Source organism: Plantactinospora solaniradicis, assembly GCF_042658085.1.
Classification (GTDB): Bacteria; Actinomycetota; Actinomycetes; order Mycobacteriales; family Micromonosporaceae; genus Plantactinospora; species Plantactinospora solaniradicis.
Window position 1 is genome coordinate 950526 of the sequence record NZ_JBHSPR010000010.1, and the last position, 21504, is coordinate 972029.

Below are 21504 nucleotides of genomic sequence, written 5' to 3' on the forward strand. Positions count from 1 at the left end.
CGGTAGATCCGATCGGATGCGCCCACCTCACAGCCGGGTCGAGGCGATCGACCGCAAGATCAGCGGGGTCGACCACCGGCCCAGGTAGGCCCGTCGTTGGGTGGTTCCGGGCGTCCGTTGGAGGGATCCGCCCTGGTCCGAGGGCCGAGGTCAGCTCACCGCTGTACCCGGGCGCCGGCCCCGCGGACGAGCGCCTCGACCTCCTTCAGGCTGGCCATCGAGGTGTCGCCGGGGGTGGTCATCGCCAACGCGCCGTGTGCCGCACCGTACTCGACGGCGGTGGCCAGGTCACCACCGCTCAGCAGCTGGTAGATCAGCCCGGAGGCGAAACTGTCACCTCCGCCGACCCGGTCGAGGATCTCCAGTCCGGGCCGGTGGGTCGCCTGGACGAAACCGCTGGCGGCGGACCAGGCGATCGCCCCCCAGTCGTTGACCGTCGCGCTGCGTACGGTGCGCAGCGTCGTCGCCACCACCCGGAAGTTGTCGTACTCCTTGGTCACCGCCTCGATCATCCGCTGGAAGTTGGCGACCTCCAGTTCGGCGAGGTTCTCGTCGGTGTCCGGGACCTCGAAGCCCAGCGACGCGGTGAAGTCCTCCTCGTTCCCGATCATCACGTCCACGTACCGGGCCAGCCGTCGGTTGACCTCCTGCGCCCGGGACTGGCCGCCGACCGCCTTCCACAGGCTGGGGCGGTAGTTCAGGTCGTACGAGATGGCGGTGCCGTGCCGGCGTGCGGCGTCCATCGCCGCCTCGATGGTCTCCGGGGTGATCTCGGAGAGTGCGGCGTAGATGCCCCCGGTGTGCAACCAGCGCACGCCCAGCGTGCCGAACAGGTGGTCCCAGTCGACGTCGTCGGGCCGGAGTTGGCTGGCCGCGGTGTGGCCCCGGTCGGAGGTGCCGACGGCGCCGCGTACCCCGAAGCCCCGCTCGGTGAAGTTGAGTCCGTTGCGGACGCTGCGGCCGATGCCGTCGTACGGCAGCCACTTCACCAGGCTCGTGTCCACCCCACCGCCGAGGATCAGGTCCTCCAGCAGCCGGCCCACCTCGTTGTCGGCGAACGCGGAGACCAGCCCGGTACGCAGTCCGAAGCAGCGACGCAGCCCGCGTGCGACGTTGTACTCCCCGCCGCCCTCCCAGGCCCGGAACGTCCGGGCGGTACGCACCCGGCCCTCGCCCGGGTCGAGCCGGAGCATCACCTCGCCGAGCGAGACCAGGTCGTAGCGGCAGTCCTCGGCGGATCGAAGCGTCAACATTGCGCGGGCCTTTCGGGCGGGACGGGCGGAAGGTCGGCGGGACGGGCGGCAGGTCGAGACGTCGGGCGGGACGGGCGGCGGCTCAGGCCGAGGGTCGACTCGCCTCGACGGCGGCGGCCGTCAGCCGGGTCACCTCGTCCCACTGGCCGGCGGCGAGCAGGGCGGGGGCGACCATCCAGGTGCCACCGACGGCGAGCACGGCAGACAGGGCCAGGTAGTCGGCGAGGTTGCCGGTGTTGACCCCGCCGGTGGGAATGAACCGGACGGACCGGAATGGCGCGGCCAGCGCCTTGATCATTTTCACTCCGCCGAGTTGCTCGGCCGGGAAGAACTTCACCGTCGTCAGGCCGGCGTCCAGGGCCATCTGGATCTCCGTGGCGGTGGCGGCGCCGGGGAAGACCGGCAGGCCGCGCTGCTGGCAGTGCCGGACCACGGCCGGGGAGAAACCGGGACTGACCACGAACCGGGCCCCGGCGTCCGCGGCCTCGTCGACCTGGGCCGGCGTCAGCACGGTGCCGGCACCGACCAGCAGGTCGGGACGCTCGGACATGGCTCGGATGGCGTCGGCGGCGGCGGCCGTCCGGAACGTCACTTCGATGGCGCGTAGGCCGCCGGCGGTGAGCGCGGCGGCCAGCGCCGGGGCGGAGGCGGCGTCCTCGAGCACCACGACGGGCAGGATCCGGGTGGCGGCGATCGTTTCCGATACGTCCGCAATCTGTTCATCATCTTGAACGGTGGTCACGTACGCGACCCTACTTCGCTCCCCAGCGCTGTCAAGCCGACTAGAGTGGCCGCCATGACAACGGGCACGACCAGGGACACGGAGTCGCTGCCGGGCAAGGCCACCCGGACCGTCGGCAGCGGTCCGAGCCAGGCCGTCGACCCGGCCGGCGCGGCCGACCCGGCCGACCTGGCCGGCGCGACGGCGCCGATCGAGGCGTTCCAGCCGGTGAAGTCGGCCGGCCGGACCCTCGACGTACTGGAGGCGCTGGCCGACTCGCCCCGGCGTCGTTCACTGGTCGAACTGGCCCGCGACCTGGGGATCCCGAAGAGCAGCCTGCACGGCCTGCTGCGCACCATGATCCAGCGCGGTTGGGTGGAGGCGGACGTCACCGGCACCCGGTTCGGGCTGGGCGTACGAGCCCTCCAGGTCGGCGCCGCCTACCTGGAGGCGGACGACGCCACCGGACTGCTGTCCGGAGTGCTGGACGAGTTGGCCAGCCGGTTCGGCGAGACCGTGCACCTGGGCCGACTGGACGGGCCACACGTGGTCTACCTGGCCAAACGCGAATCCGTGCATCCGCTGCGGTTGTACAGCGCGATCGGCCGGCACCTGCCCGCGCACGCGACCGCACTGGGCAAGGTGCTGCTCGCCGAACGCCCGGACGAGGCGGTCGACCGGCTGCTGAGCTGGCCCCTGCCCGCGCTGACCCGGCACACCGTCACCGATCCGGAACTGCTGCACGCGGAGTTGGCCACGATCCGGGCCCGCGGCTACGCGGTGGACCGGGAGGAGAACACCGAGGGCATCGTCTGCTTCGCGATGGCGGTTCCGCTGCACTCCCCGGCCGTGGACGCGATCAGCCTCTCCGTGCCGGCCGCCCGGCTCGGCGCGGAGAGCGAGGAGCGGATCGTCGCGGCGTTGCGTGCAGCGGTCGGCCAGGTCCGGGCCGCCCGCAGCCTGCTCGCCGGAGCCTGAGCCCGGCACCGCCCGACGGCAGCGGTTCCCGGTACGACGTTCAACCTGCCGAACGTGCCGTCAAAACCGGCTCATCGGCACGAACGGTTCTCCTGGGGCACCACCGAGTTGCTTTCCGATATCAAGCATGTAAATGTGTCACTAGCTGCCATGGGAGCGCTCCCCAAGGATCACCACCCCGCCGCACGCCCGGCACCCTCGCGGCATCTCCACCAACTCCACGGACACCCACCATGCCAAGGAGCATCATGAGACGTCCCGTCCCCGTCTTCGCGGCGATTGCCGGCCTGCTCGTCGCCGGTTCGATCGCCGTGCTCACCTCCGCCGGCCCCGCCCAGGCCGACGTGCAGATCTGCGACCAGTACGGCTCGACCACCATCCAGGGCCGGTACGTGGTCCAGAACAACCGGTGGGGCACCACCGCCCAGCAGTGCATCAACGTCACCGACAACGGTTTCTCGATCACCCGGCAGGACGGTCAGGGCAGCACCAGCGGCGCACCGGTCTCGTACCCGTCGGTCTTCCTCGGCTGCCACTACACCAACTGCTCCCCCGGCACCAACCTGCCGATGCAGGTGAGCCAGATCAGCAGCGCGAACAGCAGCATCAGCTACAACTACGTCAGCGGCGCCACCTACAACGCCTCGTACGACATCTGGCTGGACCCGCAACCGAAGCGGGACGGCGTGAACCAGATGGAAATCATGATCTGGTTCAACCGGCAGGGCTCGATCCAGCCGATCGGATCATCGGTGGGCAGCGGCACCGTCGGCGGGCGTACCTGGGACGTGTGGCGGGGCAACAACGGCGGCAACAACGTGATCTCGTACCTCGCGCCGTCCCCGATCACCAGCTGGAACTTCAGCGTGCTGGACTTCATCAACGACGCCCGCAACCGTGGCGCGATCACCAACTCCTGGTACCTGACCAGCATCCAGGCCGGCTTCGAGCCGTGGATCGGCGGCACCGGACTCGGCGTCAACTCGTTCTCCGCGTCGGTCAACGGCGGCGGCAACCCGCAGCCCACCGGTCAGCCCACCGGCCAGCCGACCGGTCAGCCGGGTGGTTGCCGGGTGGCCTACACGGCGAACTCCTGGAACAACGGCTTCACCGCCTCGGTCACCATCACGAACACCGGCTCCAGCCCGATCAACGGCTGGACGCTGAACTACAACCTGCCGTCCGGACAGCAGGTCACGAACTCCTGGAACGCCACCGTCACCCAGAGTGGATCGGCGGTGACCGCCCGGAACATAAGCCACAACAGCAGCATCGCACCGGGTGCCACCGCGTCATTCGGCTACCAGGGCACGATGAGCGGCACCTACTCGTCACCGACCTCGTTCACGCTCAACGGCTCCACCTGCTCGCGGGCCTGACCCGAACCCCGTAACTCCGGCTACGGCGAGCGCATCCCACCCGGCTCCGGTCAGCACTGACCGGAGCCGGGCACATCTACGGACGGGGTGCGGCTCCGGGACCGGGTCAGCTGGCGGTCGGGCCGGCCGGACCGGAGGACGGAATCCCCGGCCCGAGTTCGAGACGCTGACCCGGAATGTGCCGGCCGGCGCTGCGGGGATCGGCGAAGACCACCCGGCTCAGGTCGTGCCCGCCCGGATCGCCGGCCAGCACCCCGGGCACCGCCGACAGCATCGCCGACCCCGCGGGCGGCACGGTCGGCAGCGCGCCCGGCCGTCCGGGCGGAAGCACCGGTGCCAGCGCGTGGAACGCCGCGCGTACCCGGTCCGCCCGGTACTCGAACGGATCGTCCGTCGCCCGGAGCAGGACACCGCCATGCCTCAGCGGGCGTACCTCGGCGAAGGCGCCGGACGTCCGCAGGTGGTCCGGCCCGCCCAACCGGCGGGTCAGCTCCGCCGGGCACACCGTCACCCACTCGTAGCCCCGCAGGTGCGTCCGGCTCTCCTCGGCCGAGGACTCCGCGGACCGGCCGAGCGCCGCGTCCAGCATCGTGGCCGGCGACAGCATTCCCGCGTTGACGACGATCTCGCCGTACGCCGGGTCCGTGGCGTCGGCGACCAGCCGGGTCAGCTCCAGCAGTGCCGGCAGCACCAGCGGCAGCCGCCCGGACCGCTGCTCGAACCCGATCGAGATCTGCAACCGGACGTGGCGGCGGCCGGCGAACCGGGCGAGGAAGATGTCCATCTCCGAGGCGATCGCGCTCGGCGCCACGTCGAACCAGCGCGCCGACAGTTGGCAGCAGTCCTCGGTCATCCCTTCGGTCCACCGGCCCGGTCGACGTCGCCGACCCCGCCCGGCGGCGTCCAACTCGAAGGCCGTCAGCGAGGTGGCCGGTGCGGCCGTGCCCTCCGGATGCACGAACGGCAGCAGCACGCGGCACGCCTCGTCGTACCACCACCGGGCGAGCCCACCGAGCCAGGCCGGATCCTCGCACCGGTCGAGATAGAGCAGCCAGGTGACGAAGTCCGGCTCCGGGCCACCATCACCGGGGCCGGGTCGGCCGGGGTCCCCGCCGAGCAGTTGGTCGTACATCCCGCGCCTCTCCCTCGCCCCGCCGCGTCCATGCTCCCCACTCCGGGTGGCTCGGTGCGAGCGACGACTACGGCGCGCGTCGACCCGGGCGGCTGCCGGCCAGGGTAGTCGGGCCGACGCCACCAGGCTGAATCGCCGTACCCGGGTCGGGCCGCAGACCGGCGAACTCGACCGCCGCGTCCGGCGAGGCGGAAGGGGTACGGCGGCGCCCTGTCACCGCCCCATCGCGTCGAGCTGGCGCAGCTCGCTGTCGTCGAGCGAGAACCCGAAGACGTCGAAGTTCTCCCGGATCCGGGACGGCGTCACCGACTTCGGGATGGCCACGATGCCGTGGTCGATGTGCCAGCGCAGCACGACCTGGCTCGGCGTGACCCCGTGCGCCTGGGCGATCCCGACCAGTACGGGATCGCGCAGGTCCGTGGTCTTCAACGGGCTGTAGCCCTCCAGCACCACACCCCGCTCCTGGTTCTCGGCCAGTCGTCGGGGATCGTGCAGGGCCGGGCCCCACCGGACCTGGTTGACCGCCGGAGCCTCCTCGGTCGCCTCGATCAGCATGTCGAGTTCGATGGTGTCGTAGTTGCTCACCCCGACCGTCCGGGCCAGTCCCTCGTCCCGGATCGCGAGCAGTTCCCGCCAGGTGGCGATGCTGGCCCGGTCACTTCCCGGCGGCCAGTGGATCAGCCACAGGTCGACGTAGCCGGTGTCGAGCGCGGCCAGGCTGGCGGCGATCGTCTCCCGCTCCCGTCCCGCCTGCTCGGGTGGCAGCTTGGTGGTGAGAAAGATGTCCTCCCGGGCCACCCCGCTGTCCCGGATCGCCCGGCCGACCTCGTCCTCGTTGCCGTACATCGTGGCGGTGTCGAGGTGCCGGTAGCCGACGTCGAGCGCCTCGCGGACCGCCTCGTACGCCTTGCGGCCGGTGATCTGCCAGGTGCCGAAGCCGAGCATCGGCATCCGGACCCCGCCGGGCAGCTGGGCGGTGGGCTGGGCGCTGGCAGAGGTCATGGGCCAGTCCTACCCCGGTCCGCACCGACCATGCATCCCGACACGCTCGGAGAAGTCGGCGGACAATGGCAATCATGGGTGACCGGCTGGATGCGTACCGCCGTAAGCGCGATCCGGCGCGTACTCCCGAGCCGGTGCCGGAGCCCGCCCCGGCCGCCGGGGAGTCCGGGGATCGGTTCGTCATCCAACAGCACCACGCCCGCGCGCTGCACTGGGACCTGCGGCTGGAGCGGGACGGGGTACTCGCCTCGTGGGCGGTGCCCCGGGGCCTGCCCCGGGAGCCCGGTCACAGCCACCTCGCGGTGCACACCGAAGATCATCCGCTGGAGTACCTCGACTTCCACGGCGAGATCCCGGCCGGCGAGTACGGCGGCGGCCGGATGACGATCTTCGACCGTGGCCGCTACGCGTGCGAGAAGTGGCGCGCCGACGAGGTACTGGTGGACCTGCGCGGCGAGCGGGTCTCCGGACGGTACGTCCTGTTCCGGACCACCCGGAGCAAGGCGCCGGACCGGAGCAAGGCACCGGACCGGAACAGGGCCGACGCTGGCGACACCGGCCGGGACTGGATGATTCGCCGGCTGGACCCGGCACCGCCGGGCTGGACCCCGATGCCCGACCTGGTCCGCCCGATGCGGGCCAGCACCGCGCCGACGCTGCCGGCCGACGACGCGGCGTGGGGTTACGAGATGCGCTGGGACGGCGTCCGGGCGATCGGGTACGTCTCCGGCGGGCGGCTGCGGTTGAGATCCGGCACGGACGACGATCTGACGTCGGCCTACCCGCAGTTGCGTGAGCTGGCCGAGGAGCTGGCCCCGACGGAGGCGGTGCTGGACGGCGAACTGGTGACCTTCGACGACGCCGGCCGGGTACGCCCGGCGCCCGGTCCGAACGGCCGGCGCGGCACGGGCCGGGACCGCACCCAGTACCTGATCTTCGACCTGCTCTGGTTGGAGGGCACCGCCAGCCTGGACCTGCCGTACGCCCAGCGCCGGGAACTGCTCGACGGACTGGCGCTGTCCGGGTCCCACTGGCAGACGCCGCCGTTCTTTCCCGGCGGGGGCCGGTACGCGCTCACCGCCAGCCGGGAACAGGGTCTCGCCGGTGTGGTGGCCAAGCGGCTGGACGCCGGTTACCTACCGGGCCGACGTTCCCGCCGCTGGCTGGCCGTCGACAACTGACCGTGCTGCGGGCACCCACCCGCTGCGGTCGTCGGCGTCCGCCCGGCTCAAAGAGTGACCCAGCGCGCATCCGATACCGCCCAGTCACATCGGCTCGACGGGGATCATGGAGTGACCCGAAGTACTGGAGGCCATCCGGTGTACCTGACGCACCTGCAGTGCCCGCGCTGTGACACCACCTACGACGCCGACCGGCCGCAGAACCTCTGCTCGTGCGGCTCGCCCCTGCTGGCCCGGTACGACCTCGACGCCGTGCGCCAGGCGGTCACCCCGGAGACGTTCGCGGGCCGGGCCGCCGACCTCTGGCGGTACCGCGAACTCCTGCCCGTCGCCGACGACGCCCACGTCACCACCTTCGGCGAGGGCTGGACCCCGATGCTGCCGGCCCCGCGCTACGGCGAGTCGATCGGCCTGCCCAACCTGCTGATCAAGGACGAGGGCCTGATCCCGACCGGCTCGTTCAAGGCCCGGGGCGCGGCGGTCGGGGTGTCCCGAGCCCGGGAGCTGGGCATCAAGCACGTGGCGATGCCTACCAACGGCAACGCGGGAGCCGCCTGGGCCACCTACGCCGCGCGGGCCGGAATGCGGGCCACGATCGCGATGCCACTCGGCGCGCCCACCATCACCCGCCGGGAGTGCGTCGCCGCCGGTGCGGAACTCCACCTGATCGACGGCCTGATCGGCGACGCCGGGCGGCACGTCGGCAGGCTGATCGCGTCCTCGTCCGGGTCGCTGGGCGGGGAGATCTTCGACGTCAGCACCCTCAAGGAGCCGTACCGGCTGGAGGGCAAGAAGACCATGGGGTACGAGATCGTCGAGCAGCTCGGCTGGCAGGTACCCGATGTGATCCTCTATCCGACCGGTGGCGGGGTGGGACTGATCGGCATCCACAAGGCGCTGCACGAGATGCGGACGCTGGGCTGGATCGGGGACGCCCTGCCCCGGTTGGTCGCCGTACAGTCGACCGGCTGCGCCCCGATCGTCCGGGCGTTCGGAGCCGGCGCCGACCGGGCCGAGCCGTGGGCCGACGCCTGGACGGTCGCCTTCGGCATCAACGTGCCCGCACCGCTGGGCGACCAGCTCATCCTCGACGCTCTGCGCGACACCGGCGGTACGGCGATCGCGGTGGACGACGAGTCGATCCTCGCCGACCTGCACGAGTTCGGCGCCCGGGAGGGTCTGCTGCTGTGCCCGGAGGGGGCCGCCTGCCTGACCGCCGCCCAGCGGTTGCGGGCCGGTGGCTGGATCCGCCCGGACGAACGGGTGGTGGTACTGAACACGGGGGCTGGCCTCAAGTATCCGGAGACCGTCGACGTGGACGGCCTGCCGGTGGTCCCTCGGTGAGCGCCCGGCCGGTGGACCGAAATTTGACAACGACGGCATCCGGCCACTAGGCGTTGACTGGTTATGTCTTTCGTCGCAAAGCCCGCCCGGGCCACCGGGTCGACCAAGCCCGATGGCGTGCCGGACCAGCTCAGCGAGGCCGACGCGGCGCTGTGGCGTGGGGCGACCACGATCCTCTCCGCCAACTGGACGGGTACGCACACCGTGCCCTCGCGCACCCTCTATCCGCACCAGTGGAGCTGGGACGCCGGCTTCGTCAGCATCGGGCTGGCCCACACGGCACCCGAGCGGGCCTGGCGTGACCTACGCAGCCTGTTCGAGGCGCAGTGGCCGGACGGGCGGGTGCCGCACATCGTCTTCGACCCGGGGGTGACCGAGCGCGACTACTTCCCGGGTCCCACCTTCTGGGCCAGCGGGGTCGGGCCGGGCGGGTCGGTCGGGCCGAGCGGGCCGGGCGGGCCGGTCGGCGCCAACGGCGGACGGGCGAACGGCAACGCCGGAGGCGCCTCGGACGGGACCTTCCCGGTACCGGCGGGCACGAACGGCGGCCCGCCGAGGCTGAGCAGCGGAATCGTGCAGCCTCCGGTACACGCCATCGGCGCCTGGACGGTCTACCGGTGCGCACCCGGGGACGCCGCCGCCGAGGAGCTGCGTTGGCTGTACCCCCGCCTCGTCGCCCAGCAGGAGTACCTGGCGACCGCCCGGAACGTCGGCGGCGCGGGGCTGAGCGCCATCGTCCACCCGTGGGAGTCCGGCCTGGACAACAGCCCGTCCTGGGACGAGGCGCTCGCGGCCGTACCGGTGGCACCGGACGTACTCCGCCGGTATGCCCGGCGGGACAACCAGGTGGTCGCCTCGGACCACCGCCCGACCGACGACGACTACGCCCGGTACCTGACCATCGCGTTGTCGTACCGGGAAGGGGGTTATCGGGACGCGGACCTGGGGATGCGGCACCCGTTCCTGGTCGAGTGCCCGGGCTTCAACGCGCTGCGCGGCGCGGCGGAACTGGCGCTGGCCCGGATCGCCGAGGTGGTCGGCGCCGACCCGGCGGTGCACCGGGCCCGCGCCGCGTCGATCACCCGGCTGCTGGTCGACCGGCTCTTCGACCCGCAGACCGGCATGTTCCATCCGCTGGACGTGCGAACGGGCCGGCGCAACCCGGCCCGGTGCGTCAACGGGCTGCTGCCGCTGATCCTGCCCGGGTTGCCCGCCGCACAGGTGGCGAGCCTGGTGGCCGTGCTCGAATCGGACCGGTTCGGGATCTCCGCCCGGATGCCGGTGCCCAGCTACGACCGCTCCGCCGCCGATTTCGACCCGTTCCGGTACTGGCGCGGCCCGGTCTGGTTCAACATCAACTGGCTGCTCCGGCGCGGACTGCGGGCGCACGGCCAGGTCGAGCTGGCCGGCTTGGTGCGGACCGCCCTGCTCGACCTGGTCCGAGGATCCGGGTACTACGAGTACTTCCATCCCGGCAATGCCGCAGGGATCGGCTCACCGGCGTTCAGCTGGACCGCGGCCCTCACCCTGGATCTCCTCGCCGACCCGGACCCGGACCCGGCGGCCTAGCCGCGGTCAGCCGGTCGGCGGCTCGTCCTTGCCCGCCTCCTCCAACGCGTCGGCCTCCTCCTTCGTCTGGTGCACCGCCTGGTCGGCGTGCTCCGGCGGCCCGTAGACGGTGTAGAGGACCAGCGGGTTGGGGCCGGTGTTGATGAAGTTGTGCTTCCGCCCGGCCGGTACGACCACCAGGTCGCCCTGGGCCACCTGGCGCTTCTGGCCGGAAACCTGTGCCTCACCGGTTCCGCTCACGAAGGTGAGGATCTGGTCGGTGTCCTCGTGGACCTCCTCGCCGATCTCGCCGCCCGGCGGGATCGTCATGATGACCAACTGGGTGTGCTTGCCGGTCCACAACACCCGGCGGAAGTCCGGGCTCTTTTCGGCAACGGTGGCGATCGTGTAGTGCTCCATGCGCGCTTCCTTACCCCGGAGACCGGCGGATAACGCACGCCCGCGCGTCCGGAGTGCCGAACGGGACGGCGGGGACGACTGTCGGCGGTCACGGATCGCCTTTACCAGGTCGCGGCCAGCCTCAGGTTTGGTTCCGGTGACGGTGGGAAACCCCACAACCAGCCGGAACGGCACACGTCGGACCGGTCGAGCCAGGTCCCCGCTGGCGTACCGCCGATGGGCTGCGCGGGCGGGAGACGGCCAGAGCGCGGCGACGCCACGATCCATCGGGCGGCGCCGCGCGCTCGTGCGTACCTGCGTCGGACGTCGGGCGTGCCTCCGACGGCGTTTTTCACAGTGGCCTCGCGCCGGTCCCTGCGGCGCCGGGCCGCGCCGCAGGGACCGGGGGGCCAGGCGGGGACTGCCTGGCCGGGGTGACGTCCGGGCCGGTGGCGCGCCGACCGGACGTCGGCATGCAGCGACTCAGGACGAGACGTGCAGGTGGAAGGAGCGGTCGGCCGGGGTGCCGGCACTGTTCCAGGTCTGTACGAAGACACCGTTGGGGACGCCGGCCCGGCCGACCACGGCGATCTCGCCGGGCGGGGAGCCGCCGACGCTGCCGGGCAGGCCGATGGTGGCGATGAAGGCCGATCTCGTGACGTTCTGGATGAACACCACCTGGTACTGGCCGACGGCCAACCGGGCGGACGAGACCGCCCCGAACCCCCGGGCAAGGGTCCCGTTCGCGTTGACCACGGCGAAGTGGCCCTGGGCGGTCGCCGGTAGCCCGGCGGCGGTGGCGGGTACGGCCAGGACGTCGGTTCCCTCGGCCTCGGTTCCAGTGGCAGGGGGCTGTTCGATCGCGGCGTGCTTGGCTTCGCTGGTGTCGGGCTGTCTGGCCTCGCTGACGTCGGACATGGTGGTGGCTCCTTGCTGGGCGGGCCGGTGTCCGGCCCAGGTGACGAGGGATTGCGACAGCGGTACGGCGAGCGGCTGACCTGGTAGGTCAGGCCGGATGGGTCCGTGCCGGTCGCGCTACTTGCCTGTCCACGAGATTACTCTCCGTCAACATATGGCCACACTTAGTACGCCTGTCCGATCACGGACAGCTCGTCTGGACATCGTCGCGACGGCGTAGTTTGATGACTGTCAATTGGAGCCGGGCGCTGGAGCAAGTCGTACTCCCAGAAAGGCTCTTGGCATGCCTGGTCGCAAGCTGCCCGTCCGCCTCCTCGCCGCCGTCCTCGGGCTCGTGCTGCTGCCGCTGTCGGCAACCCCCGCGTACGCCGATCCGCTGATCCCGCTGCCTCCACCCGGCCAACCGGTGGTCACCGACCTCACCTCGACCGGCGCCACGCTCACCTGGGAACGGCCCGCCGGACCCGTCTTCCGCTACAGCATGCTGCGCCTGGTGGACGGCGAGTGGCAGGGGTTCGTGTCGATGCCGTTCAACTCGTACACCCTGGGCGGCCTGACGCCGAACACCGAGTACACCGTCGCGGTACGAGCCGCCGCGCTGGCCGGCTCGGGTTACACCCTGAGCCCGCTCTCCGAACCCGTCACCTTCACCACCCGGCCCGAGCCGGCCGGCTGGAACTGCACCATCTCGATCAGCGCCGACCAGTACGGCGGCTTCATGGTGCGAGGCGCGCTGGTCTGGTCCGGCGCCGATCCGGTGCTCCGCTGGACCATCGGGTTCAACATCGCGACGAATCTCCAGATCACCCAGACCTGGAACTCGACGATCACCCGCAGCGGTACCCGGGCCACGATCACGTCGCCGGGATGGAACGGTTCCCCCTCGATCCCGCCCGGCACCCCGCAGAACTTCGGATTCAACGGCCGCTACACCGGGACCTTCACCCCACCGAGCGACTTCCAGGTCGGCCCCGGCCAGCGCTGCACCATCCTCCAGTGACGGGACGGCGGCTCCGGGCCCGGCCCGCTCGCCGGTCCCGGAGCCGGCGAGGCAGCATGGACGGGTGAACACGCGAACAGCCGAGCACTACGGGCCGCTGGCGGAGCTTCTGGCCGGTGGCGATGTCGTGGTGCTCAGCGGGGCGGGCCTGTCGACGGAGTCGGGGATTCCCGACTACCGGGGACCGAGCGGGGCGCTCCGCCGACACACCCCGATGACGTACCAGACGTTCGTGGCAGACCCGGTGGCCCGACGCCGTTACTGGGCCCGCAGCCACCTCGGCTGGCGCACCGTGACCGGCGCCATCCCCAACGCGGGTCACCGCGCGGTCGCCGAACTCGACCGGCGGGGATTGCTGGCCGGCATCCTGACCCAGAACGTGGACGGGCTGCACCAGGCGGGCGGTGCCCGGTCGGTCGTCGAACTCCACGGCAGCCTGGCCAGGGTGACCTGCCTGGGCTGCGGCGGATCCAGCGACCGCGAGACGTTGGACCGCCGCCTGCGGGCCGCCAACCCCCGGTTCACCGCCTGGTACGACACCGTCAACCCGGACGGCGACGTCGAACTGCCCGACGAGGCGGTCGCGGACTTCCGGACCGTGGACTGCCTGGCGTGTCCGGGCGGGATGCTGAAACCGGATGTCGTCTTCTTCGGCGAATCCGTTCCGGCCGAGCGGGTCCAGACCTGCTTCGACCTGGTCGAGCGGGCCCGGCTGCTGCTGGTCCTCGGCTCGTCCCTGACGGTGATGTCCGGACGGCGCTTCGTGGTTCGGGCGGCGAAACTGGACATCCCGGTAGTGATCGTCAATCAGGGACCGACCCGGGGCGACGACTACGCCTCCCTGACTGTCGACGCGCCACTCGGCGTGGTGCTACCCGAACTGGTCCGGCTCCTCCCCCCGGCCCGATCCTCCGACCCGTCGGCCCGTGCCGACCGGTCCGGTCAACCGACGGCCGCGTAGCCGACCTTCCCCGCGATCAGTCGCCGCCTCTCCGGCAACGGCGGGTTGCCGCGCGGCCAGTACCACCGCCGCCGCGAGCAGCATCGCACCGAGTACGCCGACCGGGCCGAGCCGGTCGCCGATCAACAGTGCGGCGAGCAGCGCGCCGACGAGCGGTTCGAGCAGCGCCAGCAGCGCGGCGGTGGCCGGTCGGACCGTACGCAGTCCCCGGAAGTAGAGCAGGTAGGCGACCGCGGTCGGACCGGTGCCCAGGGCGACCAGCAGACCGATGGCGCCCGGTTCCGGCGTGAAGCCGAGCCCGGCCGTTCCCATCGCCAGCGGCGCCAGCAACAGCCCGCCCATGGTGAAGGCGAACCCGGTGCCGGCCAGTTCACCGAGTCCCCGCACCGGCCTGGCACCGATCAGGGTGATCGCGGCGAACCCGGCCGCGGAGGCCAGGGCCAGGCCGGCGCTGGCCAGCACCGCCACCGTCCCGACGCCTCCGGCCGGCACCCCGACCAGCAGGCCGAGTCCGGCCAGTGCCAGCACGCTCGTCCCGGCGGTCCGACGGTCGACCCGACGCCTGCCTGTGACCGCCTCCGCCGCCAGTACGAGCACCGGCGCGGCTCCGATGGTGATCAGCGTGGCCAGGCTGACCGAGGTCAGCGACACCGCGCCGAAGTAGCACGCCTGGTAGACGGCGGCCAGTACGCCGAACACGGCGATCCGGGTCCAGGCCGCCCGGCCGCGTGGCACCCGCCGCCCGGTGACGGCGAGAAAGGCCACGATCAACGCGCCGCCGACAGCGAGCCGGTAGGCGGCAATGGCGACCGGAGAGAGTTCGGTGGTCCGGCTCAGCAGGCTGCCGGTCAGTCCACCGGTGCCCCACAACGTGCCAGAGATGATCAGATATGTCAGGCCGACATCGGATTGCCGGCGTACGGCGGCGAGCGGTGCTCGGGATCTGGACATGAAGGTTCGCGCTCCTGCGACGAGAGAAGGAATCGGTCGCGGAAGCGGGGCGTCCCCGGATCATGCTGGTACAGCGCACCCGCCCTACCGGCTGGGCACGCTGGGGTGTTCGCCCCGCTCAGGCGCGGGGCGGCGGGGTGATCGGGAAGCGCCTGTGCACGGCGCCGATCGTACCGGCCTCCGCCCGACCCGCCCGCCGGACCCGCCCGCCGGACCCACCCGCCGGACCCGGCCGCCCGACCCACCCGGACCGAAACGGCCGAGCCGAAATGCCGAGGACGACGGCCGAGCCGAGACGGCCGACACGAGACGGCCGAGGAAGGCGATCCCGTCGGACGGACCCAGTCGCTAGATTGGGGCATGGCGCCTGCCGAGACCGATGGGGCGGCAGCTCGCGGCTATCGCCCGATCCTCTTCGGACATCGCGGCGAGTTGGAAGCGCTGAACCACCTCGACGGCACGATGGTTCCCCTCGTGACGCCGATTCTGCGGGTTCCGGCCACCGATCGGGGCCCACGCGTCGACGCCGCCCGATTCGCCAGCGAACTCCGATCAAGGACGCCCGACCGGCTGGTCGTCGGCATCGACCTCGCCGACCTCGGCACCGATGACGTCGCGGTTTGCGCGGCCGGTCGCGAACTGGCCCGGGCACTGGCCGAACGGGGCGTACCGGTGCTGCCGGTGGTGCGACTCTCCGACGCCGACTGCCGATTGACCGAGCACGCCACGGCGGCCCGAACCCACCTGCACCGGGCCATCGTCCGGATCGAGCCCCGCCAGCCTCCCGGCGCGGGCGACCGAGGTTGGGGGGCAGACAACCGGGACGCCACCGGCCGGATCGGGGCAACGCTCCGGCTGGACCGGGTGCTCCGGCTTCTCCGACTGCCGCCCGAACGCTGCGACCTCGTACTCGATCTGGCGGCCGTCGGCTGCGCCGCCGACGTCCGGCACGAAGACCGGAGGGTACGCCGAATCGTCGACTGGGCCCGGGACCGGTCCTGGCGCTCGATCACGGTGACCAGTGGTGCGATGCCGGTCAGCCTCTCCGGCCTGCCCACCGGTCAACCGAGCCGGCTGTTCCGGTGGGACTGGGCACTGTGGTCGAGCCTGCGCGACCTGTCGGTGGACTTCGGCGACTACGGTCTCTCGGCGCCCGATCCGGCGACCGGCCCCGGCCGCCCACTGCCGACGCTGCGCTACACCGCCGGGGACTCGTGGTGGATCTACCGCTGCTCCCGGCACGGCAGTGGCCGCGACGACGACCGGTTCCACGACCTGTGCCGCACCCTCGTTTCGGCGGAGCACTGGCCCGCCGCCGGCTCCGCGTTCTCCTGGGGAGACCAGGAAATCGCCCGGCGCGCCCGCTACACGCCCGGGCCCGGCTCGACGGCGAGTTGGATCGCCTGGGGCACCTCGCACCACCTGGCCGAGGTGGTACGGGCACTGAATCCACCCGGCCATCCACACCAGACGGACCCGTCGACCCCGACGCGTCGTCCCACCACGCCACCGAACCGGACCTCGTCCTGGAATCGGAGCGAGCCGTCGGACCGAACCACCCTGACGGACCGGAGCGCCCCGGCACCGCGTGACGGAACCGGAGAAGGCTTCCGCCGAGGTCGCCGACCACGCCGACGCTGACCCGCCGGTCACGCCGACACTGACCCGCCCGTCACGCCGACGCTGACCGCCAGTCAGGCCGACCGACTCAGGCCGACCGGCTCGGGCCGTACCGTCGAGGGCTCACCTCGGATCAGGCGATGGGACCCTGCTCCGCGAACCCGAACTGCACCGCGCCCTGCGCGTCGACCGCGGCGTCGAGGGCCTTGTCGTCGAGGATCTGGGCGGCCTGCGGGTCCAGGAAGACCCTGGCCCCGTCGCTGTCCACCACCTGGTCGCCCTGGGCCGGGCTCTCGGCCAGCGACAGGTTCAGCGACCCGGCCGCCAGGTCACTGGCGATGCGCAGTCCCGCACCGTCCGGCACCTCCTGCTGCGTGGTCAGGTCCCGAATCACGAGTACGGCGTTCTCGGTCATGGTGAGCATGCAAACTCCTCGTGGATTTTTCTGTGCGCTCGGCCCGTAACGCCCATCGGTGTGGGCGTGCTCCGGACACCCGCGACGGGCACCCGCGACTGAGCCGGTGCGGCCTTCGGACATCGCGGCGGCCATCGGACATGTAGCCAGCCCAGTCGGTTTCCCCACGCTCACGCGGGACCGGGCTGACGCCTGGGTACGGCGGATGTTCGTCGCTCTCGAACTCTCGGCAATGGCAACAGGCCGTACTTGCCCTACGTTGCCGCTTCCAACCCGATTCGTCAAATCCGGTGAGCCGTCCTGCGTGCCGTGCTAAAGGGCTACCGCCGGACTTCTGCGCTGGTCAGCCGGGTGTCGCCGACGGACCACCCAGCAGTCGCCGGACTTCCCGTACGGCGTCTCGACCGGCCCGGTTCGCGCCGATCGTGCTCGCCGACGGGCCGTACCCGATCAGGTGCACCCGGTCGTCGGTGACCACCCGCGTGCCGTCCATCAGAATCCCGCCACCCGGCGTCCGGAGCTTCAGCGGCGCGAGGTGGTCCAGCACGGCCCGGAAGCCGGTGCACCACAAGATCACGTCGGCGTCGAAGCTGCTGCCGTCCGGCCAGACGACGCCGTCCGGCGTGATCCGCTCGAACATGGGCAGCCGGTGCAGCAGCCCGGCCGCGTTCATCCGGCGGGTCTGCGGAGTCCACACCAGACCCGTCGCGCTGACGACGCTCGACGGCGGGCGACCGGCGCGTACGGTCGCGTCGACCCGGGCCACCGCGGCCCGACCGCGTTCCTCGGTGAACTCGCCGTCGTCGAAGACCGGCGGGCGCCGGGTGACCCACCGGGTCGCCTCGGCCACCTCGGCGATCTCGTCCAGCAACTGCACGGCGGAGGTGCCACCGCCGACGACCACCACCCGCCGGCCGGCGAACTCCGCCGGGCCCCGGTAGTCGGCGGTGTGCAGTTGCCGCCCCGCGAACGACCACTGTCCCGGGTAGTACGGCCAGAACGGATGTCGCCACGTTCCGGTCGCGTTGACCAGGGCTCGTGCGGTCCACTCGCCGGCATCCGTGCGCACCGCCAACCGGCCGTCGGCCCGGTCCCGCACCTCGGTCACGTTCACCGGTCGGTGCACCGGAAGGTCGAATTCACGCTCGTACGCCCCGAAGTAGTCGGCAACCACCTCGGCGGCCGGACGGTCCGGGTCGGGCTCGCCCAGGGCCCGGCCGGGCAGGTCATGGATCCCGTGTACGCCGGCCAGCCGCAGCGTCGGCCAGCGGTCCCGCCATGCCCCGCCCGGCCCGGCGCCACCGTCCAGCAGCACGTACCCCGTCTCCGGCGCGAACCCGGCCCGCTGGAGGAAGTAGCCGGCGGAGAGCCCGGCCTGACCCGCACCGATCACCACCACGTCGACATCCCGACCGCTCACCTTCCGGGTAACCACGCCCGGCCGACGTTCCGTCCCGACGCCGACGGTCTCGTCGGTCACAGTCCCCCCGCCGGCCATGGCCACGACTTCCCGTCGGCCACGGCCACGGCGTCTCGCCCGCCAGGTGTCCGGCCGGCCCCGGTCGCGGGCTCCGAGGGCGCCTCCGGACCGGCGGAACGCATCTGTACCAGCCAGCGGCAAAGACCGGCGCCGATGGGCTGGATCCCGACCGATGTCGATGGAATCATCTACGCATGCAGACAGGTAGATTTTCGCCAAGATTGGCGGCTCGCTCGGCACTCGTCTTCATCGTCGCGCTCGGTACGCTCGGCACACCGACCCTGACCGCCAGCCCGGCCAGTGCGGCAGAGCCGGATCCGACCCTCAACGACGCGGTCTTCAATCAGCCCACCGGCTCGGCCGCCGAACAGAACACGATCTTCATCCAGCTCGCCCGGATCATCGACCGGGTGCCGGCCGGAGGAGAGATTCAGATGTCGTGGTTCGGGTTCGGCGTCACCGACGTGACGGACTCGGCCACCACACCCGACCTTCCCGCACGACTGCTGAACGCGTACCAGCGGGGGGTACGCGTCAAGATCATCCTTGACCACGAGCAGGTCACCCAGCGTCCGTACCAACGGCTGTTGCCGGTGCTCGGCTCGAACGATGCCGCGGGGTCGTACATCGTGCACTGCGCCGACAAGTTTCCCAGCCAGGATCGCGGCTGCATCGGCACCCGGACCATCGACTACACCGACTCCTCGGTCACCGCGTACAACCACAACAAGTTCCTGATCGCGTCGAGCATCGTGCTCAACAACGGGTCGACGGTGTCCAATGTGGTCTTCCAGGGCTCTGCGAACCTGGGCTGGTGGGACGCGAACGAGGCGTACAACAACGCGGTGACGTTCAGCGACGCCACCACGTACCAGGCCTACCGGACGTACTTCGCGGACCTGCGCTCCCACCGTTACAGCTCGGCGGGCGACAACAACTACTACTGGGGGACACCGACCGGCACGACGTACCGGGCGTACTTCTTCCCCCGGCGGGAGCGCTCCGGCACGTCGATCCACGACGCCGCCAGCGACACCATCGTCAGCGTGCTGGACTCGGTGCGATCCTGCTCGTACGACGACGCCGGCACCACCCGGCAGACCGACGTACGGGTCAACATGTTCTCGTTCAACCGGCCGGAGATCGCGAAGAAGCTCACCTCGCTCCGCAACGCCGGCTGCTGGGTCGACGTCGTCTACAGCGAGGCCAACACCGGCGTGCTCAACGCGCTCGGCAGCAACATCCAGTTGACCAAGTGCAACTACAACGTTGCTCCGGGTCGGGACATCAGGACCCACTCGAAGTACATGCTGATCGACGGCGCGTACGACGACGACATCGTGCCCCGGGTCTTCACCGGCAGCCACAACTACAACATGTCCGCGCTGCGGCAGGCCGACGAGACCCTGCTACGGATCATGGGCCGTGGCATCCACGACGACTACCTGAGCAACTTCTGGCACGTCCGGGACACCTGCCGGGCGAACGGCGGCGCGATCCGCTGACGGCACAAGGGTGTTAAGAAGGGCCCCTTTATCTACAAAAAACGATAAGAAGGGGCCCTTCCTTACAGTGCAGTGCGGTGGGGGGCGGCCGTAGGGTGGTAGTGGAGATCAGCTACCAGGGTGAGGGGTACGGCGATGAGTCTGCCGGAAGGGGTCCAGGTCAGCGGGCCGATGGGCGACCGTTACGACGAGGTGCTCACTCCGGAGGCGTTGGAGTTCCTCGCCGCGCTGCATCGGTCGTTCGATGGTCGTCGCCGTGAGCTGTTGGCTCGGCGGGCCGAGCGGGAGGCGGACCTGGCGGCCGGGGGCAGCCTGGACTTTCTCGCCGAGACGGCGGCGGTACGCGACGGGGACTGGCGGGTCGCGGAGCCGGCGCCGGGGCTGGTCGACCGGCGGGTCGAGATCACCGGGCCGACCGACGCGAAGATGACGATCAACGCGCTGAACTCGGGCGCCAAGGTCTGGCTCGCTGACCACGAGGACGCCAACACCCCGCTCTGGGCGAACGTCATCACCGGACAGCTCAACCTCCGGGACGCGATCGCCCGGAAGCTGGAGTTCCACTCGCCGGAGGGCAAGCAGTACCGGCTGCGTGACGGCGACCTGGCGACGATCGTTGTCCGGCCGCGCGGCTGGCACCTGACCGAGAAGCACATCCTGGTCGACGGTGAGCGCAGCTCCGGCAGCCTGGTCGACTTCGGGCTCTACTTCTTCCACTGCGCCCGGCTACAACTGGCGGCCGGCGCGGGCCCGTACTTCTACCTGCCGAAGCTGGAGAGCCACCTGGAGGCGCGGCTCTGGAACGACGTCTTCGGCTTCGCCCAGGACTGGCTGGACATCCCGCGCGGCACGATCCGGGCCACCGTACTGATCGAGACGTTCCCGGCCGCCTTCGAGATGGACGAGATCCTCTACGAACTGCGCGAGCACTCCGCCGGGCTGAATGCCGGTCGCTGGGACTACATGTTCAGCGTGATCAAGAAGTTTCGGACCAGGGGTACCGACTTCCTGCTCCCCGACCGCAACGCCGTGACGATGACGGCGCCGTTCATGCGGGCGTACACCGAGCTGCTGGTCCGGACCTGTCACCGGCGCGGGGCGCACGCCATCGGCGGAATGGCGGCGTTCATCCCGAGCCGGCGCGACCCGCAGGTCAACGAGACCGCGTTGGCCAAGGTCCGGGACGACAAGACCCGCGAGGCGAACGACGGCTTCGACGGCTCGTGGGTGGCGCACCCGGACCTGGTGCCGATCTGCCGCGAGGTCTTCGACGGCGTGCTCGGCGACCGGCCGAACCAGCTCGACCGGACCCGCGCGGAGGTACGGGTCAGCGCGGCCGAACTGCTCGACGTCGCCGGCACCCCGGGCCAGCCCACCGAGGCCGGCCTGCGCAACGACATCAGCGTCGGCATCCAGTACCTGGAAAGCTGGCTGCGTGGGTCGGGCGCGGTGGCGGTCTTCAACCTGATGGAGGACGCGGCGACCGCGGAGATCTCCCGGTCACAGGTGTGGCAGTGGCTGCACAACGACATCACGCTGGACACCGGCGTACCGGTCACCCGGGAACTGGTGGAGCGGATCGCCGACGAGGAGATCGGCAAGCTCGGCGACGACCCCGGCCGGTACGCCGAGGCCCGCGGATTGTTCATGGAGGTCGCCGTGGCGGACGACTTCGTCGACTTCCTCACCCTGCCCGCCTACGAACGGATGCCCTGAA

General features: G+C 71.1%; 19 protein-coding genes. 10 read left to right on the forward strand and 9 right to left on the reverse strand.

The features are described 5' to 3' along the window. Positions 1-155 precede the first annotated feature (155 nt). Both ACFP2T_RS16950 and eda read right to left on the reverse strand, forming a co-directional pair. Entirely contained in the window at positions 156-1253 is a 1098-nt protein-coding gene (locus ACFP2T_RS16950; RefSeq protein WP_377422517.1) for a sugar kinase, read from the reverse strand. A gap of 82 nt (positions 1254-1335) precedes the next feature. Next, positions 1336-1995 carry a bifunctional 4-hydroxy-2-oxoglutarate aldolase/2-dehydro-3-deoxy-phosphogluconate aldolase gene (gene eda / locus ACFP2T_RS16955; RefSeq protein ID WP_377422519.1) on the reverse strand — a complete coding sequence of 220 codons (660 nt, stop codon included), beginning with the start codon at positions 1993-1995 and terminating at the stop codon, positions 1336-1338. A gap of 54 nt (positions 1996-2049) precedes the next feature. Between eda and ACFP2T_RS16960 the strand changes: the two genes are divergently transcribed. Both ACFP2T_RS16960 and ACFP2T_RS16965 read left to right on the forward strand, forming a co-directional pair. After that, a complete protein-coding gene (locus ACFP2T_RS16960) occupies positions 2050-2952 on the forward strand; it encodes an IclR family transcriptional regulator (RefSeq protein WP_377422521.1) in 903 nt (300 codons plus the stop codon). 248 nt (positions 2953-3200) lie between these two features. Next, positions 3201-4331, forward strand: coding sequence for a glycoside hydrolase family 12 protein (locus ACFP2T_RS16965; RefSeq protein WP_377422523.1), 1131 nt, complete (start codon positions 3201-3203; stop codon positions 4329-4331). A 106-nt stretch (positions 4332-4437) separates the two neighbouring features. On the opposite strand, the gene ACFP2T_RS16970 is transcribed toward ACFP2T_RS16965, so the two are convergent. Together ACFP2T_RS16970 and ACFP2T_RS16975 are read right to left on the reverse strand one after the other, a co-directional pair. Continuing rightward, complete coding sequence (locus tag ACFP2T_RS16970) at positions 4438-5463, reverse strand: hypothetical protein (RefSeq protein ID WP_377422525.1); 1026 nt, start codon at positions 5461-5463, stop codon at positions 4438-4440. 213 nt (positions 5464-5676) lie between these two features. Continuing rightward, complete coding sequence (locus ACFP2T_RS16975) at positions 5677-6465, reverse strand: aldo/keto reductase (protein ID WP_377422527.1); 789 nt, start codon at positions 6463-6465, stop codon at positions 5677-5679. 74 nt (positions 6466-6539) lie between these two features. Here ACFP2T_RS16975 and ACFP2T_RS16980 point away from each other — a divergent pair, with 74 nt between their 5' ends. The 3 genes from ACFP2T_RS16980 (at position 6540) to ACFP2T_RS16990 (ending at position 10559) form a co-directional block, all read left to right on the forward strand. Further along, positions 6540-7646 carry a DNA polymerase ligase N-terminal domain-containing protein gene (locus ACFP2T_RS16980; protein WP_377422529.1) on the forward strand — a complete coding sequence of 369 codons (1107 nt, stop codon included), beginning with the start codon at positions 6540-6542 and terminating at the stop codon, positions 7644-7646. Between the two features lie 138 nt (positions 7647-7784). Further along, on the forward strand, positions 7785-8990 hold the full coding sequence (locus ACFP2T_RS16985) for a threonine synthase (protein ID WP_377422877.1): 1206 nt from the start codon (positions 7785-7787) through the stop codon (positions 8988-8990). A gap of 63 nt (positions 8991-9053) precedes the next feature. Next, positions 9054-10559 (forward strand): MGH1-like glycoside hydrolase domain-containing protein, encoded by a 1506-nt coding sequence (locus ACFP2T_RS16990; RefSeq protein WP_377422531.1) that lies wholly within the window; start codon positions 9054-9056, stop codon positions 10557-10559. Between the two features lie 6 nt (positions 10560-10565). Here ACFP2T_RS16990 and ACFP2T_RS16995 read toward each other — a convergent pair whose 3' ends face one another. Both ACFP2T_RS16995 and ACFP2T_RS17000 read right to left on the reverse strand, forming a co-directional pair. Beyond that, positions 10566-10958 carry a cupin domain-containing protein gene (locus tag ACFP2T_RS16995; RefSeq protein ID WP_377422533.1) on the reverse strand — a complete coding sequence of 131 codons (393 nt, stop codon included), beginning with the start codon at positions 10956-10958 and terminating at the stop codon, positions 10566-10568. Positions 10959-11420: 462 nt separating this feature from the next. Beyond that, on the reverse strand, positions 11421-11855 hold the full coding sequence (locus ACFP2T_RS17000) for a hypothetical protein (RefSeq protein ID WP_377422535.1): 435 nt from the start codon (positions 11853-11855) through the stop codon (positions 11421-11423). Between the two features lie 283 nt (positions 11856-12138). On the opposite strand from ACFP2T_RS17000, the gene ACFP2T_RS17005 reads away from it, so the two are divergent. Continuing rightward, positions 12139-12855 carry a cellulose binding domain-containing protein gene (locus ACFP2T_RS17005; RefSeq protein ID WP_377422537.1) on the forward strand — a complete coding sequence of 239 codons (717 nt, stop codon included), beginning with the start codon at positions 12139-12141 and terminating at the stop codon, positions 12853-12855. A 64-nt stretch (positions 12856-12919) separates the two neighbouring features. Then, positions 12920-13816 carry an NAD-dependent protein deacetylase gene (locus tag ACFP2T_RS17010; protein ID WP_377422539.1) on the forward strand — a complete coding sequence of 299 codons (897 nt, stop codon included), beginning with the start codon at positions 12920-12922 and terminating at the stop codon, positions 13814-13816. Here the strand turns inward: ACFP2T_RS17010 and ACFP2T_RS17015 are convergent. After that, complete coding sequence (locus ACFP2T_RS17015; protein WP_377422541.1) at positions 13727-14767, reverse strand: DMT family transporter; 1041 nt, start codon at positions 14765-14767, stop codon at positions 13727-13729. The two genes, ACFP2T_RS17010 and ACFP2T_RS17015, sit on opposite strands and share 90 nt — an antisense overlap. 360 nt (positions 14768-15127) lie before the next feature. On the opposite strand from ACFP2T_RS17015, the gene ACFP2T_RS17020 reads away from it, so the two are divergent. Beyond that, the gene (locus ACFP2T_RS17020; RefSeq protein ID WP_377422543.1) at positions 15128-16408 is read left to right on the forward strand and encodes a beta family protein; all 1281 of its coding nucleotides are present in this window, start codon (positions 15128-15130) and stop codon (positions 16406-16408) included. Between the two features lie 112 nt (positions 16409-16520). Here the strand turns inward: ACFP2T_RS17020 and ACFP2T_RS17025 are convergent, their stop codons facing one another. Both ACFP2T_RS17025 and ACFP2T_RS17030 read right to left on the reverse strand, forming a co-directional pair. Beyond that, positions 16521-16811, reverse strand: coding sequence for a HesB/IscA family protein (locus tag ACFP2T_RS17025; protein WP_196206601.1), 291 nt, complete (start codon positions 16809-16811; stop codon positions 16521-16523). A gap of 334 nt (positions 16812-17145) precedes the next feature. Beyond that, positions 17146-18282 carry an NAD(P)-binding domain-containing protein gene (locus ACFP2T_RS17030; protein WP_377422546.1) on the reverse strand — a complete coding sequence of 379 codons (1137 nt, stop codon included), beginning with the start codon at positions 18280-18282 and terminating at the stop codon, positions 17146-17148. Positions 18283-18503: 221 nt separating this feature from the next. Between ACFP2T_RS17030 and ACFP2T_RS17035 the strand changes: the two genes are divergently transcribed. Next, positions 18504-19787, forward strand: coding sequence for a phospholipase D-like domain-containing protein (locus tag ACFP2T_RS17035; RefSeq protein WP_377422548.1), 1284 nt, complete (start codon positions 18504-18506; stop codon positions 19785-19787). A gap of 135 nt (positions 19788-19922) precedes the next feature. Next, positions 19923-21503: a malate synthase A gene (gene aceB / locus ACFP2T_RS17040; RefSeq protein WP_377422550.1), complete on the forward strand. Its 1581-nt coding sequence runs from the start codon at positions 19923-19925 to the stop codon at positions 21501-21503. Position 21504: the final 1 nt, after the last annotated feature.

What these genes read in the sequence shown, in the direction of transcription:
- ACFP2T_RS16950 (WP_377422517.1), bottom strand. Translation starts at nt 1,253, where the DNA reads ATGTTGACGCTTCGATCCGCCGAGGACTGCCGCTACGACCTGGTCTCG.
- ACFP2T_RS16960 (WP_377422521.1), top strand. Translation starts at nt 2,050, where the DNA reads ATGACAACGGGCACGACCAGGGACACGGAGTCGCTGCCGGGCAAGGCC.
- ACFP2T_RS16965 (WP_377422523.1), top strand. Translation starts at nt 3,201, where the DNA reads ATGAGACGTCCCGTCCCCGTCTTCGCGGCGATTGCCGGCCTGCTCGTC.
- ACFP2T_RS16970 (WP_377422525.1), bottom strand. Translation starts at nt 5,463, where the DNA reads ATGTACGACCAACTGCTCGGCGGGGACCCCGGCCGACCCGGCCCCGGT.
- ACFP2T_RS16975 (WP_377422527.1), bottom strand. Translation starts at nt 6,465, where the DNA reads ATGACCTCTGCCAGCGCCCAGCCCACCGCCCAGCTGCCCGGCGGGGTC.
- ACFP2T_RS16980 (WP_377422529.1), top strand. Translation starts at nt 6,540, where the DNA reads ATGGGTGACCGGCTGGATGCGTACCGCCGTAAGCGCGATCCGGCGCGT.
- ACFP2T_RS16990 (WP_377422531.1), top strand. Translation starts at nt 9,054, where the DNA reads ATGTCTTTCGTCGCAAAGCCCGCCCGGGCCACCGGGTCGACCAAGCCC.
- ACFP2T_RS16995 (WP_377422533.1), bottom strand. Translation starts at nt 10,958, where the DNA reads ATGGAGCACTACACGATCGCCACCGTTGCCGAAAAGAGCCCGGACTTC.
- ACFP2T_RS17000 (WP_377422535.1), bottom strand. Translation starts at nt 11,855, where the DNA reads ATGTCCGACGTCAGCGAGGCCAGACAGCCCGACACCAGCGAAGCCAAG.
- ACFP2T_RS17005 (WP_377422537.1), top strand. Translation starts at nt 12,139, where the DNA reads ATGCCTGGTCGCAAGCTGCCCGTCCGCCTCCTCGCCGCCGTCCTCGGG.
- ACFP2T_RS17015 (WP_377422541.1), bottom strand. Translation starts at nt 14,767, where the DNA reads ATGTCCAGATCCCGAGCACCGCTCGCCGCCGTACGCCGGCAATCCGAT.
- ACFP2T_RS17020 (WP_377422543.1), top strand. Translation starts at nt 15,128, where the DNA reads ATGGCGCCTGCCGAGACCGATGGGGCGGCAGCTCGCGGCTATCGCCCG.
- ACFP2T_RS17025 (WP_196206601.1), bottom strand. Translation starts at nt 16,811, where the DNA reads ATGCTCACCATGACCGAGAACGCCGTACTCGTGATTCGGGACCTGACC.
- aceB (WP_377422550.1), top strand. Translation starts at nt 19,923, where the DNA reads ATGAGTCTGCCGGAAGGGGTCCAGGTCAGCGGGCCGATGGGCGACCGT.